Here is a 12,477-nt window from a genome sequence, read left to right as displayed (position 1 = left end):
TTGCTCAGCCGAAACGACCCGAGATGTAGTCCTCGGTCCGCTTGTCGTTGGGGTTCGAGAACAGCTTGTTGGTCAGGTTGTACTCGACCAACAGGCCGGTGCGGTTGCCGGTGGTCTCGTCGGGCTTCGCGGTGAAGAATGCGGTCCGGTCGGAGACGCGAGCGGCCTGCTGCATGTTGTGGGTGACGATGATGATCGTGTACTGCTCGCGCAGCTCCAGCATCAGGTCCTCGATGCGCGAGGTGGCGATCGGGTCGAGCGCGGAGCACGGCTCGTCCATCAGGATCACGTCGGGCTTGGTCGCGATCGTGCGGGCGATGCACAGACGCTGCTGCTGGCCGCCGGAGAGACCGTACGCCGACTGCTTGAGCTTGTCCTTGACCTCGTCCCACAGCGCCGCGCCACGCAGGGCCTCCTCGACGACGTCGTCCATCTTGTCGACCTTCATCCCCGTGACCCTCGGGCCGTAGGCGATGTTGTCGTAGATCGACTTCGGGAACGGGTTCGGCTTCTGGAAGACCATGCCGATGTGGGTGCGGACCATGATCGGGTCCACGCCACGGGCGTAGATGTCCTGGCCGTGGTAGGTCACCTGGCCCTCGACCCGGGCACCCGCCACCAGGTCGTTCATCCGGTTCAGGCAGCGCAGCACGGTCGACTTGCCGCAGCCCGACGGACCGATCAGGGCGGTGATCTCGTTCTTGCCGAACGACAGCTTGACGTCATGCACGGCGTGGAAGTCGCCGTAGAAGACGTTGAGGTCGATGGCTTCCATCACCGGGTTAGGCGGCAGGTCGGGAAGCTCGCGCTCGGCCTCCTGGTGGACCTGGGCGAGTGATCCGACGTGGCCGTCGTCGTCGCCGCCCTTGCGGATCGTGACGGTGGCAGGTGGGTTCGGCATGTGTGGTCCTTTACCAGGATCGCTGGAACTTGTTGCGGATGAAGATGGCCAGAGCGTTGAGACCAAGCACCATCAGGAGCAAGACGATGATGGCCGCGTTGGCAGCTTGCTGATACGCCTCTTGCGAGTTCGACGCTAGACCGTAGATCTGAATCGGCAGCGCACTAGCCATGTCAGTCAGTGAGGCGGGGTCGAAGCGGACTGAGACGAAGATCCCGACCATGACCAACGGGGCCGCTTCGCCGATCGCCCTCGAAAGGCCAAGGATCGTGCCCGTGGCGATGCCGGGAACGGCGGACGGCAGGCTGTTGCGCCAGGTGGTCTGCCATACCGTCGCACCCAAGGCGAGAGAACCCTGCCGGATCTCACTCGGGACCGCGCGAAGCGCTTCTCGCGTTGTGATGATGATGATCGGCAGTGTCAGCAGCGACAGCGCGAGGATGCCGCCGATGACGAGGCCATCTGCCAGACCGAACAGTCCCATGACGCCGAGCGCGAGGATGCCGTACACGATGGCCGGCACGGCGGCGAGGTTCTGGATGTTGATCTCGATGATCCGGTTGTACCACTTCTTGTTGTCCGCGAACTCCTCGAGGTAGGTCGCGGCGGCGATGCCAAGCGGGACGGTGAACAATGCAGTCCCGAGCATCAGCCAGATGCTGCCCAGGATGCCGGCGCGGAAGCCGTGCTTCTCCGGAAACAGCGTCGAGTCGTACTCGGTCAGCAGGTTGCCGTCCATCCGCGGCAGGCCCTTGATGGCGGTGTCGACCAGGAGGACCGTCAGGACGGCGATGCCGAAGAAGAGGCTGAGCCACAGAGCGATCAGGAAGATCAGCGAACCGGGCGTCCGGTCCCTGCTCTTGCCGGTCGCGATCGTGTGGGCCGTGGTCTCGCGGGCGGCGACGGTTGCGGCGCTCATCAGTAGGCCTGCCTGTAGCGACGGACGATCGAGATGCTGATGAAGTTGACCACGAGGGTGATCACGAACAGCAGCATGCCGACAGCGAACAACATGTTGTAGCCCGGCGTACCGACCGGGTCCTCACCGCCGGCCTTGATCGCCATGAACGAAGTCATCGTCTGCATCGACTCGGTCGGGTTGAAGGACAGGTTCTTGAGGGTGCCGGCGGCGATGGTCACGATCATGGTTTCGCCGATCGCGCGGGACATCCCCAGCACGATCGCCGCCATCACTCCGGAGAGTGCCGCCGGCAGCACCACGCGGAGCGTGGTCTGCATCCGGTTGGCACCCATCGCCAGCGAGCCCTGCCGCATCGCCTGCGGTACGGCGCTGAGCGCGTCCTCAGCGAGCGAGGCGATCGTCGGGATCACCATGACGCCGAGGATGAGCCCGGCCGACAGCGCATTGAGCAATCCGAGCGACTGCCAGTTGAACCACTTCTGGAAGAAGATCTCGGAGACAAAGTAGACGGCGAAGAAGCCGTAGACGACCGACGGCACTCCCGCCAGCAGCTCCACGGTGGGCTTGAGGATCTTCCGTGCTCGAGGTGAGGCGTATTCGGAGAGGTACATCGCCGCACCCAACCCGATCGGCACCGCGACGGCGAGTGCGATAACAGTGGTCACCAGCGTGCCCATGACCAGCGGAAGGACCGCGAACTCCTTCTGGTCGTCAGCGCTGAAGAACTCCCCGAACGGAACCTCACGGAAGAAGTCCAGGGTGGGCGCGAGCAGCGCGATGACGATCCCGAAGGTGATCGCGACCGAGAGGACGGCAGCCGTCAGCAGCAGTGCCTTGACGACCGCCTCACCGGGTCGGCTCTTGGCGGCAAGGTTGACGGCGGGCAGGCCCGCCCCGGAGGGCGGGCCTGCCGTCTTGTCTGCACTCATGGCTGACAGTCTGCGTCTGATCGCCTGATTAGGCGATGCCCTCGAGCGCGGCCTGCGTCGTGCCGTAGTCCTCCTCGTTGAGGGGAATGAACTTCGCGGCGGTCGCGATCTGCTCGAGGTGCTCGATGTAGAAGTCGACGTACGCGGCGACAGCCTTGTTGTCGTTGTACTTCTTGTTGTTGACGTAGATGAACAGCGGGCGAGCCAGCGGGCTGTACGAGCCGTCCTGAGCCGTCTCCACCGACGGCGCGACGCACTCGCCGGTCTCCGGGTTCTCGACCTGCAGCGCCTTCAGCTTGTCGGAATTCTGCTCGTAGTAGGTGAAGCCGAAGAAGCCGACTGCACCCTCGGTGCCGGAGACGCCCTGGACCAGGACGTTGTCGTCCTCGGAGGCCTGCACGTCCGAGCGAAGCTCCTCGGACTCGTTCTCGAACACGTCGGCAGCCATGTAGTCGTAGGTGCCGGAGTCGGTGCCCGGGAAGAAGAAGGAGACCTCCTGGTCCGGGAAGCTCGGGTCGATCTCGTTCCAGTTCTTGACCTTCGAGCCCTTGATGAACAGCTTGCTGATCTGGTCGACCTTCAGGCAGTCGATGTCCAGGTCGGGGTGGACCGCGATCGTCAGCGCGTCGGTCGCGACGAGCAGCTCGGTGTACTCGATGCCGGCCTCCTGGCACACCGGCACCTCCTCGTCCTCCTTGATCGGGCGCGAGGCGTCGGAGATGTCGGTCTTGTCGGCGCAGAACTTCTCGAACCCGCCACCGGTACCGGCTGCACCCACGGCAACCTTGATCTTGCCCTGCTCCTCGGACAGCAGCTCGGAGGCCGCCTTGCTCATCGGCTCGACAGTCGACGAACCGTCAACGACGACATTGCCGCTGATCTGCTCGCCATCTGAGCCCTCGCCGTCGTTGCCGCCACACGCGGTCAGGGCGAGGGCCAGGGCGGCCACGGTCGGGACGAGCGCCCGGCGGAAAGAAGTGCGATTCACTTCGGAACTCCTGATGTCTTGATAAGGCTGACCCTGGCACGCTAAGGACGGCAGGTGTCCGGACCCGTGGTCGGTGGTGAACGCGACGTGAACGCTGTGGAGCCGAATGATCACTTACAGGGAGCCACGAGGCGGACATCACATGAACAGGCCCGGTTGGGGCTTGACTCGCGGCCGGATGTCCCCTTTTGTCCCCTCATGTCGCGCTTGGATCAGCGGATCTGGTGCCGCTCGGTCGCGACGACCCGGTCCTTGCGGTGGTGTACAACGAACAGGCCGCCCGGATCCAGGCGCACGTCGTCGACGCCCAGCGCATCGAAGAGCGTCGGCAGGACGGGCCGATGGGTGCAGACGACAGCGCTGTCCTCGGCGTCCAGGAGCTCGTCGACCAGCCGGGCCACGTCGGTGTCGGTCCGCTCCTCCTCGCTGAGCCAGCGATAGGTCTGCAGTTCGCGGCCGGTGACGTCGGCGTACGGCTGCAGGGTGTCGACGCAGCGGGTGCTGCTCGACGAGATCAGCAGCGACACGTCGTACGCCGCCAGCACCGGCACCACCCGCTCCGCCTGGAGTGTGCCCACCCTGAGCAGCGGCCGCTGCCGATCGTCGCCGCGCCAGGCCCGGCGCGACCGCGCCTCTCCGTGCCGGAGTACGACGAGCGCCCGGGTCTTCTTGCGCACCGTGAGCGACTCGCGCAGCGTCTCCCGGTCGTACGGGTAGGACAGCAGCTGCATCGCGTCGTCGTACGGCGCCCACACCACCTGGTCGATCTCGTGGTTGGGCAGGTAGCGGCTGACGTCGTCCTCGCCGACCGCCCGGGCGACCCAGTAGTGGACGGTCTTCATCCGGGCGCCGGTGGAGTAGCGCTGGACCCGCAGCGGCGGGCCGAGCCGAATGTCGATGCCGGTCTCCTCGGCCACCTCGCGCACGGCCGCGGCGGTGACATGCTCGCCGCGCTCGACCTTGCCCTTGGGGAACGACCAGTCGTCGTACTTGGGCCGGTGCACGAGGAGCACCTGCTTGCCGCGACGGGTGACGACGGCACCCGCGGCCACCACGTCGGGCGGCTGCTTCAGCTCCGGCATGCCGTTAGTCTCACATCAGGTCGGAGTACTTGAGGAGTCAACTGTGCGCAAACGTCGTCTGACGATCGTCGGCGTCGTACTCGCACTTGTGGCGGCCGTCGCGATCGGCGTGGTCGTCTGGCAGCGCCAGGATCGCACCGACCTGGAGCGCGCGCTGGAGTTCCTGCCGGGCGAAACCATGCGCGTGGCCTGGACCGACTGGCACGGCGTCCGCGACGAGCTGGGCGCCGACGTGGACGCCGACTCGCCCGGCGAGGACGCCCAGAAGCTCGTCGACGACGGCTTCGAGCCGGACCTCACCTCAGGCTCGGCGATGGTCCAGTCGGCGCTGGCGCTGCACGAGAAGTTCGGCTTCTCCCCGGCGTCGGTCGAGTGGGAGGCGTTGGGACAGTCCGACGAGGGCGCCGTGGTGGCGCTCCGGCTGGCCGACGACGCCGACTTCGACGAACTCGCGAAGAACCTGGTCGCCTTGGGCTACACCGATCCTGCGGAGGAGGACGGCGTCTGGCAGGGCGGCATCGACCTGATGCCCAAGATCGACCCCAGCCTCAACCCTGAGTTCCAGTACGTCGCCCTGCTCGCCGACGAGCGGATGGTGCTGACCTCCGACGAGAGCACCTACCTGGAGACCGCGCTCGAGACCGCGAAGGGCGACCACGACAGCCTGGAGAGCGTCGACGACGTCGCCAGTGTCGCGGCCGCGGCCGGCGACGCCGTGAGCGGCGTACTCATGCAGGGCGAGCACGCCTGCCAGGCGCTGGCGATGTCACAGGCCGACAGCGAGGACCAGCGAATCGCCGAGGACCTCGTCGCCGACGCCGGCGACGTGAACCCACTCACCGGCTTCCTGCTCGCCAGCCAGCCGGGCGGCGAGATCCGTGCCGTGCTCGGCTTCGAGGGCGACGACCAGGCCGAGGCGAACACCGAGTCCCGCCGCCGCCTCGCCGAAGGCCCCGCACCCGGACAGGGCGGCGACTTCAGCGAGCGGTTCTCCGTCGAGTCCGCCGAGCAGGACGGCCGCAACGTCGTACTCACCCTCGACCCGGTCGAAGGTGAGTACGTCGTCTCCGACCTGAGCCACGGCCCGGTCCTGTTCGCGACCTGCTGACCGGTCAGCCGATGTCGCGGCGGCGTACGCCGAGGACGCCGGCCGCGGCCAGCGCCGCCGAGATCACCAGCAGCACCAGACCGGGCGTGACCTCGAACGACTCACTGGGAACCCGCGGCAGGTGCCACAGCGGCGAGATGCCGTCGACCCAGCTGGGGAACTTCAGGGTGTCGCCCAGCAGCGACTGCAGGAACACCACGGCTACCAGCGCCCAGGCGAGCATGGTCCAGCGCGGCAGCAGGCCGGTAAGCGCCATCGCGAAGCCGACCAGCACCAGCACGCCCGGCGCGAACGACAGCTGGTCCACGACGATCTCGCCGACCCGGTCCCACTCGGACATGCCGAACGAGTAGCCGAGTGCGATCCCGATGCCGTTGAGGACCAGGATCACCAGCGTGCCGACGACGGTGACCGCGAGCGACCCGACCACCCAGCCGACCCGGGAGAGCCCGGTCGCCAACAGGGCCTCGGCGCGGCCCGCCTCCTCCTCCGAGCGCAGCCGCAGTACCGACGCGACCGCGAAGGCACCGGTGAGCATGGCCAGGAAGACGTAGCTGTAGGAGAGGAACGAGTTGATCGCCGCGGCTTCGAGGTCGCCGCCCTCGATGCCCAGCGTCTTGCCGATGTCGGGGTTGGACTCCAGCAGTTCCGGGATCATCGGGACCACGGCGCCGTAGATCACCGCGAGGATGAACAGCCCGGCCGTCCAGCCGATCAGGGTGCCGCGCTGCAGGCAGAAAGCCAGACCCGGTGAGGTGCCGAGCACCCGGGTGGCCCGGGGGCTGCCGGGTCGCTCCTGGAGCAGCCCGCCGGCGAAGTCTCGGTGTTCGGCCAGGTACGCCGCCACCGCGAACGCGACCACCGTTGCGGCGGCCAGCAGGCCGAGCGTCCACCACCGCTCGGCGCCGAATGCGTCGATCTCCTGCGCCCAGCCGAACGGCGAGAGCCAGACCAGCCAGTTGTCGTTGATCGCACCGAAGCCGCGGACCAAGTAGGCCAGCGCGATCGCCGTACCGCCGATGGCGAGGGCACCCCGGGCGCTCGTGGACAGCTGGGCGGCCGCAACGCTCACGCCGGCGAAGGTGACGCCGAGCAGGGTCAGGCTGGCGCCGTACGCGAGGCTGCCAGTGACCTCCAGGTCCGCACCGATCATCGCCGCGGTGGTGATCGCGCCGATCAGGACCGCCGCCGCGACCGCGTACAGCGTGGCCGACAGGGTGGCGGCGTGCCGGCCGAGCACCGTCGAGCGGAGCATCTCCGCGCGGCCGCTCTCCTCCTCGGCCCGGGTGTGCCGGACCACCAGGAACAGCACCATCAGGCAGATGCCGAGCGTGGCGACCTGGCCGATCTCGTTGGCGGTGATGCCGCCAATCGTGTCCAGCGCGGCCTGCCGCCCGGACATCAGGAAGCTGACCGCGCTGTCGCCGACGGTCTTCTCATAGCCCGCGATCTTCTCCGGCGTGCCATACGCCTCGGGCACGGCGTACGCGCTGGCCGCGATCACACCGCCCAGCCCGGCCACCCAGAGCGGGAGCCGGACCCGGTCGCGGCGCAGGATCAGCCGGAGCAGGTGGCCGGTGCCGGTGAACGGGGCGCTCACGCCGGCACCTCTTCCCCATACTGGCGCAGGAACAGCTCCTCCAGCGTCGGCGGGTGCGCGGTCAGGCTCTGGATGCCGTGGTCGGAGAGCACCTTGACCGCCTCGTCGAGGTGGTCGGAGTCGACGTCGAAGGTCACCCGGTGCTGGTCGCCGGCGTCGGTGAACTCGGGGCTGTGTACGCCGGGCACGTCGGCGATCCGGTCGGCGCGCGCGCCGGTCTCGGCGATCACCGTGGTCCGGGTCAGGTGCCGCAGCTCGGACAGCGTCCCGCTCTGCACGTTGACGCCGTTGCGGATGATGCTGACCCGGTCGCAGAGCGCCTCGACCTCAGCCAGGATGTGGCTGCTGAGCAGCACGGTGACTCCTTCACTCGTCTTCGCCTCCACCACGCAGCGCTGGAACTCCGCCTCCATCAGCGGGTCCAGACCGGACGTCGGCTCGTCCAGGAGCAGCAGCTCGGCGTCGGAGGCGAACGCCGCGACCAGCGCCAACTTCTGCCGGTTGCCCTTGGAGTAGGTGCGCGCCTTCTTGCTCGGGTCGAGCTCGAACCGATCGAGCAGGTCGGCTCGCTTGGCCTCGTCGAGCCCGCCGCGCATCCGGCCCAGCAGGTCGACCACCTCACCGCCGGTCAGGTTCGGCCAGAGGTTCACGTCGCCGGGCACGTACGCGATCCGGCGGTGCAGCTCGGCCGCCTCCCGCCACGGGTCTCCGCCGAGCATTCGCGCCTGCCCGCTGTCGGCGTGGAGGAGGCCCAGCAGAACCCGCATCGTCGTTGACTTGCCGGCGCCGTTCGGCCCGAGGAAGCCGTGCACCTCACCCGTGGCCACCTCGAGGTCGAGCCCGTCCAGGGCTCGCACCGCACCGAAGGTCTTGACCAGCTCCGAGAGGGAGATTGCAGATGTCATGCGAGCCACGCTACACAGATTTCACAATTTTGTGAATGTTTTGAAGGTAGGATGCGTCGCATGAGTACCGAGGAGGGCCTGATGGCGGCGGTCGAGCGGTTCGGCCAGACCTTGGAGGGCGCCGGCATGGCCCGGATGCCGGCCCGGGTCTTCGCGTACGTGCTGGCCGAGGACCGCGATCGCTACACCGCCCGCGAGCTGGCCGACGGCCTGCACGTCAGCGCCGCCGCGATCTCCGGCGCGGTCCGCTACCTGATCGACGCCCGACTGCTGGTCCGCGAGCGCGCCCTGGGCGGGCGGGGCGACATCTTCCGGGTGGTCGAGGGCGACGTCTGGGCGACCATCATGGGCGCCCGGCTGCCGATGATGCAGGGCATGCTCGAAGCCATCGACGACGCGATCACCCTGCTCGGCGAGGACTCCCCCGGCCGCCGCCGGCTGGAGGAGACACGCGAGTTCTTCGCCTTCACGCTGGACGACATGTCCGGCATGCTCGACCGCTGGCGCGCCTATCGGGTGAAGCCCGAGTAGCCGGCGGCAGTTTCGCAAGGTACCTCGTGAAACGTTCCCAGCCCGTCGGAAACTTCGCACGGGCGAGGACAAATTCACAAGGTACCTTGTGAAACTGCCCGCACCGACTCAGCGGAAGGCGCGGAGGCGGAGGCTGTTGGCGACGACGAAGGCCGAGGAGAGGGCCATCGCTCCGCCGGCGAGCATCGGGTTGAGCAGGCCGGCGGCGGCCAGCGGCAGCGCCGCGACGTTGTAGCCGAAGGCCCAGACCAGGTTGACCTGGATCGTCCGGAGCGTACGCCGCGCCAGCCGGATCGCGTCCGGCGCCACCCGTAGGTCGCCGCGCACCAGCGTCAGGTCGCTGGCCTCGATCGCCACGTCGGTGCCGGTGCCCATCGCCAGCCCGAGGTCGGCCTGGGCGAGCGCGGCCGCGTCGTTGACGCCGTCGCCGACCATCGCCACCACCCGGCCCTCGCTCTGCAGCCGGCGAACGACCGCCACCTTGTCCTGCGGCAGCACGTCCGCCTCGACCCGCTCGATCCCAACCTCGGCCGCGACCGCCTCCGCGGTACGGCGGTTGTCGCCGGTGAGCAGGATCGGGGTCAGCCCGAGCCGCTTGAGCTTGGCGACGGCCTCGGCCGACGTCGGCTTCACGGTGTCCGAGACGACGAGCACTCCGTGCGCGTGGTGGTCCCAGCCGACCGCGACGGCGGTCTGACCGCGCCGCTCGGCCTCGTCGGCCACCTCGGCGAGCCGCTTCGGCAGCGGCATCCCGTCCGCCTCCAGCAGGCTCGGGCGGCCGATCACCACCGTGTGCCAGCCGACGTTGCCGCGCACGCCGTACCCCGGGACGTTGTTGAAGTCCGTGACATCCGGCAGCGCGCCGCCGATCCGGTCCTGCGCGCCGGCGACGATCGCCCGGGCGATCGGGTGCTCCGATGCGAGCTCGAGCGCACCGGCGAAGCGCAGTACGTCGGTCACCGAGTCGCCCGCGGCGGCAACCACGTCGACCAAGGTCATCTCGCCGGTGGTCACGGTGCCGGTCTTGTCGAGTACGACGGTGTCCGCGCGGCGGGTCTGCTCCAGCACCTCCGGGCCGCGGATCAGGATCCCGAGCTGGGCTCCGCGGCCGGTGCCGACCAGCAGCGCGGTCGGCGTGGCCAGACCCAGCGCACACGGGCAGGCGATGATCAGCACCGCCACCGCCGCCGTCATCGCGGCCGTCTGCCCGCCGCCGGCGCCCAGCCAGAAGCCGAATGTCGCCACGGCCAGGGCGATCACCACCGGCACGAAGACGCCGGAGATCCGGTCGGCGAGCCGCTGCACCTCGGCCTTGCCGGTCTGCGCCTCCTCGACCAGCCGCGCCATCTGTGCCAGCTGGGTGTCGGCGCCGACCCGGGTCGCCCGGACCACCAGCCGACCCCCAGAGTTGATAGTCGCGCCGATCACGGCATCGCCGGGGCCGACCTCGACCGGCACCGACTCACCGGTCACCAGCGACGCGTCGACCGCGGACGCTCCGGACTCGACCACGCCGTCGGTGGCGAGCTTCTCGCCCGGCCGGACCACGAAGCGGTCGCCCACCTCGAGGTCGGCGATCGGCACGGTGACCTCGGTCTTGCCACGCAGCAGGGTCGCCTGCTTCGCGCCCTCGTCGTGCAGCGCCCGCAGCGCCGCCCCGGCCTGCCGCCGGGACCGCTTCTCGAAGTAGCGGCCGGCGAGCAGGAACGTCGTGACCCCGGTAGCCGCCTCCAGGTAGATGTTGCCGGAGCCGTCGGTCCGCTCGATGGTGAACCGGAACGGGTGCGTCATGCCCGGGTCGCCCGCCGTACCCCAGAAGAGCGCGTAGACCGACCAGCCTGTCGCCGCCACGACGCCGAGCGAGACCAGGGTGTCCATGGTGGTGGCGCCGTGCCGGAGGTTCAGTAGCGCGGCCCGGTGGAACGGCCACGCGCCCCACACCACGACCGGTGCGGCGAGCGTCAGCGACGCCCACTGCCAGTGCTCGAACTGGAACCGGCTGACCATCGCCATCGCGATCACCGGCACGGTCAGCAGCGCGCTCGCGATCAGCCGTTCCTTCAGGCCCTGGAGCTCCGGGTCCGGGGCGTCACGAACATCGGTCGCGGGAGCGACGGGCTCGCGTGAGACCGGGGTGGCGGCGTACCCGGCCGCCTCGACCGCACGCAACAGCTCCTCGGTGCGTACGCCGTCCCCGTAGGTCACCTTCGCCTTCTCGGTCGCGTAGTTGACGCTGGCGTCGACGCCCTCCAGCTTGTTGAGCTTGCGCTCGATCCGGTTGGCGCAGGAAGCGCAGGTCATCCCGGTAATCGCGAGCTCGACGTCAGTGGTCATGACCGGCCTCTCCCGTCGACTCGGAAGGCTGGGAAACGTCGGCAGCAGGCAGGGTGAAGACCGCGGTTCGCACCACGCCACCGTGTCGGAACTCCACAAAGATCCGATAGAGGTCAGCGCTCGGAATCTCAGCATGGAAGAGAACATCTGGCCCGGCGGCCCCACTCGCCGCGTCGGCGTCCGAATGCACGTGCGCGTAGCCCAGATCGCCGGCCCGCAGCACGACCATGTGTCCGAAGGCGCCGAGGTACGGCTGCAGGTCCTTGACCGGCTTGCCGCGCTTGCTGATCTTGACCGTCAGCGGAGACTCGCCGGGCTTCAGCTCGCCGGTCAGGCTCACCTGGTAGCCGTCGACGCGATAGGACCGCGAAGGCTTCCCGAGCGCCTCCGGCTGGAACTTCCCGGCCACGAACAGATCCGCACCCAGCGCGAGCTTGTCGGCCCCGGTCGGGTGGAAGTCCGCGAGCACCCGCCACGCGCCCGGCCGCAGCTCGGCCTTCGTCGTCCAGCGGCCGGTCGCCTGGTCGAGCGTGGGGTGCAGGTGCTGGTAGCCGGTGAGGTCGCGCCGGACCACGATCAGGTGCAGGCGCCTCTCGTGCTCGACGTCGTACGCCGTCACCGGGCGGCCGTCCTCGCCGAGAATCGTGAACGCCAGTCCCTGCGCCTTGCCGGCGGGGAGTGTGTTCTTCGCGAGCCGGAGCGAGTAGCCCTTCTCGCTGGTGTTGAGGCCACCGACGGTGATCGCCTGCGACGCCGGCACCTCCGGCTCGGGCTCCGCCTGATGGTCACCGTGGCCTTCGCTCTCCGGGTCCGCCGCCGCCGGCGCGTGCTCCTCCTCGTGCGCCTTCGGCTCCGGCTCGTCGATCGGCCCGACCAGCCGGCCGACGCCGAGCCCGGCGACCAGCACGGCCGCCAGCCCCACGACGAAGGCGACCACCCGCAGTGCCCCACTCCCCTCAGCCAGGTTCATGACAGGGCGTACCCCGCTTCACGCACGGCCGTCTCGACCGCGGCCCGCTCCAGGGCGTTCTCGCTGGTGATGTCCAGCGCTCCGCTGGCCAGGTCGACCTCGACCGACTGCACGCCGGGAATCTCGGCGACCTCTTCATTCACCGACGCCACGCAGTGCCCGCAGGTCATGCCGGTGACCGTCCAGTTGCTGATCTCGCTCATTGCC

12 protein-coding genes are annotated in these 12,477 nt (G+C 68.8%); 2 read left to right on the top strand and 10 right to left on the bottom strand.

What is annotated here, in order from left to right; genetic code table 11:
- Window positions 1–4: 4 nt before the first annotated feature.
- The 5 genes from pstB to DDV73_RS13445 form a co-directional block, all read right to left on the bottom strand.
- Window positions 5–775, bottom strand: a complete 771-nt coding sequence (gene pstB, locus DDV73_RS13465) for a phosphate ABC transporter ATP-binding protein PstB (RefSeq protein ID WP_206050864.1) — start codon at window positions 773–775, stop codon at window positions 5–7.
- 136 nt (window positions 776–911) lie between these two features.
- Window positions 912–1,820, bottom strand: coding sequence for a phosphate ABC transporter permease PstA (gene pstA, locus DDV73_RS13460; RefSeq protein WP_109507763.1), 909 nt, complete (start codon window positions 1,818–1,820; stop codon window positions 912–914).
- Window positions 1,820–2,752 (bottom strand): phosphate ABC transporter permease subunit PstC, encoded by a 933-nt coding sequence (gene pstC, locus DDV73_RS13455; protein ID WP_109507762.1) that lies wholly within the window; start codon window positions 2,750–2,752, stop codon window positions 1,820–1,822. The genes pstA and pstC overlap by 1 nt, the downstream gene beginning before the upstream one ends.
- Before the next feature lie 28 nt (window positions 2,753–2,780).
- The gene (locus DDV73_RS13450; protein ID WP_109507761.1) at window positions 2,781–3,740 is read right to left on the bottom strand and encodes a PstS family phosphate ABC transporter substrate-binding protein; all 960 of its coding nucleotides are present in this window, start codon (window positions 3,738–3,740) and stop codon (window positions 2,781–2,783) included.
- 212 nt (window positions 3,741–3,952) lie between these two features.
- On the bottom strand, window positions 3,953–4,822 hold the full coding sequence (locus tag DDV73_RS13445; RefSeq protein WP_109507760.1) for an NUDIX hydrolase: 870 nt from the start codon (window positions 4,820–4,822) through the stop codon (window positions 3,953–3,955).
- A gap of 43 nt (window positions 4,823–4,865) precedes the next feature.
- On the opposite strand from DDV73_RS13445, the gene DDV73_RS13440 reads away from it, so the two are divergent.
- On the top strand, window positions 4,866–5,930 hold the full coding sequence (locus tag DDV73_RS13440; protein ID WP_109507759.1) for a hypothetical protein: 1,065 nt from the start codon (window positions 4,866–4,868) through the stop codon (window positions 5,928–5,930).
- 4 nt (window positions 5,931–5,934) lie between these two features.
- On the opposite strand, the gene DDV73_RS13435 is transcribed toward DDV73_RS13440, so the two are convergent.
- Together DDV73_RS13435 and DDV73_RS13430 are read right to left on the bottom strand one after the other, a co-directional pair.
- Window positions 5,935–7,530: an ABC transporter permease gene (locus DDV73_RS13435; protein WP_109507758.1), complete on the bottom strand. Its 1,596-nt coding sequence runs from the start codon at window positions 7,528–7,530 to the stop codon at window positions 5,935–5,937.
- Window positions 7,527–8,435 (bottom strand): ABC transporter ATP-binding protein, encoded by a 909-nt coding sequence (locus DDV73_RS13430; RefSeq protein WP_109507757.1) that lies wholly within the window; start codon window positions 8,433–8,435, stop codon window positions 7,527–7,529. The genes DDV73_RS13435 and DDV73_RS13430 overlap by 4 nt, the downstream gene beginning before the upstream one ends.
- A gap of 60 nt (window positions 8,436–8,495) precedes the next feature.
- Between DDV73_RS13430 and DDV73_RS13425 the strand changes: the two genes are divergently transcribed.
- Window positions 8,496–8,966, top strand: coding sequence for a GbsR/MarR family transcriptional regulator (locus DDV73_RS13425; protein WP_161962385.1), 471 nt, complete (start codon window positions 8,496–8,498; stop codon window positions 8,964–8,966).
- 108 nt (window positions 8,967–9,074) lie between these two features.
- Here the strand turns inward: DDV73_RS13425 and DDV73_RS13420 are convergent, their stop codons facing one another.
- Genes DDV73_RS13420 through DDV73_RS13410 form a run of 3 tightly spaced genes read right to left on the bottom strand, consistent with a single transcriptional unit; the run spans window position 9,075 to window position 12,473 of the window.
- Window positions 9,075–11,300, bottom strand: coding sequence for a heavy metal translocating P-type ATPase (locus tag DDV73_RS13420; protein ID WP_109507755.1), 2,226 nt, complete (start codon window positions 11,298–11,300; stop codon window positions 9,075–9,077).
- Window positions 11,290–12,270 (bottom strand): hypothetical protein, encoded by a 981-nt coding sequence (locus tag DDV73_RS13415; RefSeq protein WP_109507754.1) that lies wholly within the window; start codon window positions 12,268–12,270, stop codon window positions 11,290–11,292. Before DDV73_RS13415 ends, DDV73_RS13420 begins: the two co-directional genes overlap by 11 nt.
- Window positions 12,267–12,473 (bottom strand): heavy-metal-associated domain-containing protein, encoded by a 207-nt coding sequence (locus DDV73_RS13410; protein WP_109507753.1) that lies wholly within the window; start codon window positions 12,471–12,473, stop codon window positions 12,267–12,269. Before DDV73_RS13410 ends, DDV73_RS13415 begins: the two co-directional genes overlap by 4 nt.
- Window positions 12,474–12,477 lie beyond the last annotated feature (4 nt).

This window comes from Nocardioides speluncae, assembly GCF_003121585.1.
GTDB classification, from domain to species: Bacteria; Actinomycetota; Actinomycetes; order Propionibacteriales; family Nocardioidaceae; genus Nocardioides; species Nocardioides speluncae.
The sequence above is the reverse complement of the archived record's forward strand: the minus strand, read 5'-3'. Positions and strand labels throughout refer to the sequence as shown.

Coding starts and splice junctions, on each gene's coding strand:
- DDV73_RS13410 (WP_109507753.1), bottom strand. CDS start 12,473: ATGAGCGAGATCAGCAACTGGACGGTCACCGGCATGACCTGCGGGCAC.
- DDV73_RS13430 (WP_109507757.1), bottom strand. CDS start 8,435: ATGACATCTGCAATCTCCCTCTCGGAGCTGGTCAAGACCTTCGGTGCG.
- pstC (WP_109507762.1), bottom strand. CDS start 2,752: ATGAGTGCAGACAAGACGGCAGGCCCGCCCTCCGGGGCGGGCCTGCCC.
- DDV73_RS13445 (WP_109507760.1), bottom strand. CDS start 4,822: ATGCCGGAGCTGAAGCAGCCGCCCGACGTGGTGGCCGCGGGTGCCGTC.
- DDV73_RS13415 (WP_109507754.1), bottom strand. CDS start 12,270: ATGAACCTGGCTGAGGGGAGTGGGGCACTGCGGGTGGTCGCCTTCGTC.
- DDV73_RS13420 (WP_109507755.1), bottom strand. CDS start 11,300: ATGACCACTGACGTCGAGCTCGCGATTACCGGGATGACCTGCGCTTCC.
- pstB (WP_206050864.1), bottom strand. CDS start 775: ATGGAAGCCATCGACCTCAACGTCTTCTACGGCGACTTCCACGCCGTG.
- pstA (WP_109507763.1), bottom strand. CDS start 1,820: ATGAGCGCCGCAACCGTCGCCGCCCGCGAGACCACGGCCCACACGATC.
- DDV73_RS13425 (WP_161962385.1), top strand. CDS start 8,496: ATGAGTACCGAGGAGGGCCTGATGGCGGCGGTCGAGCGGTTCGGCCAG.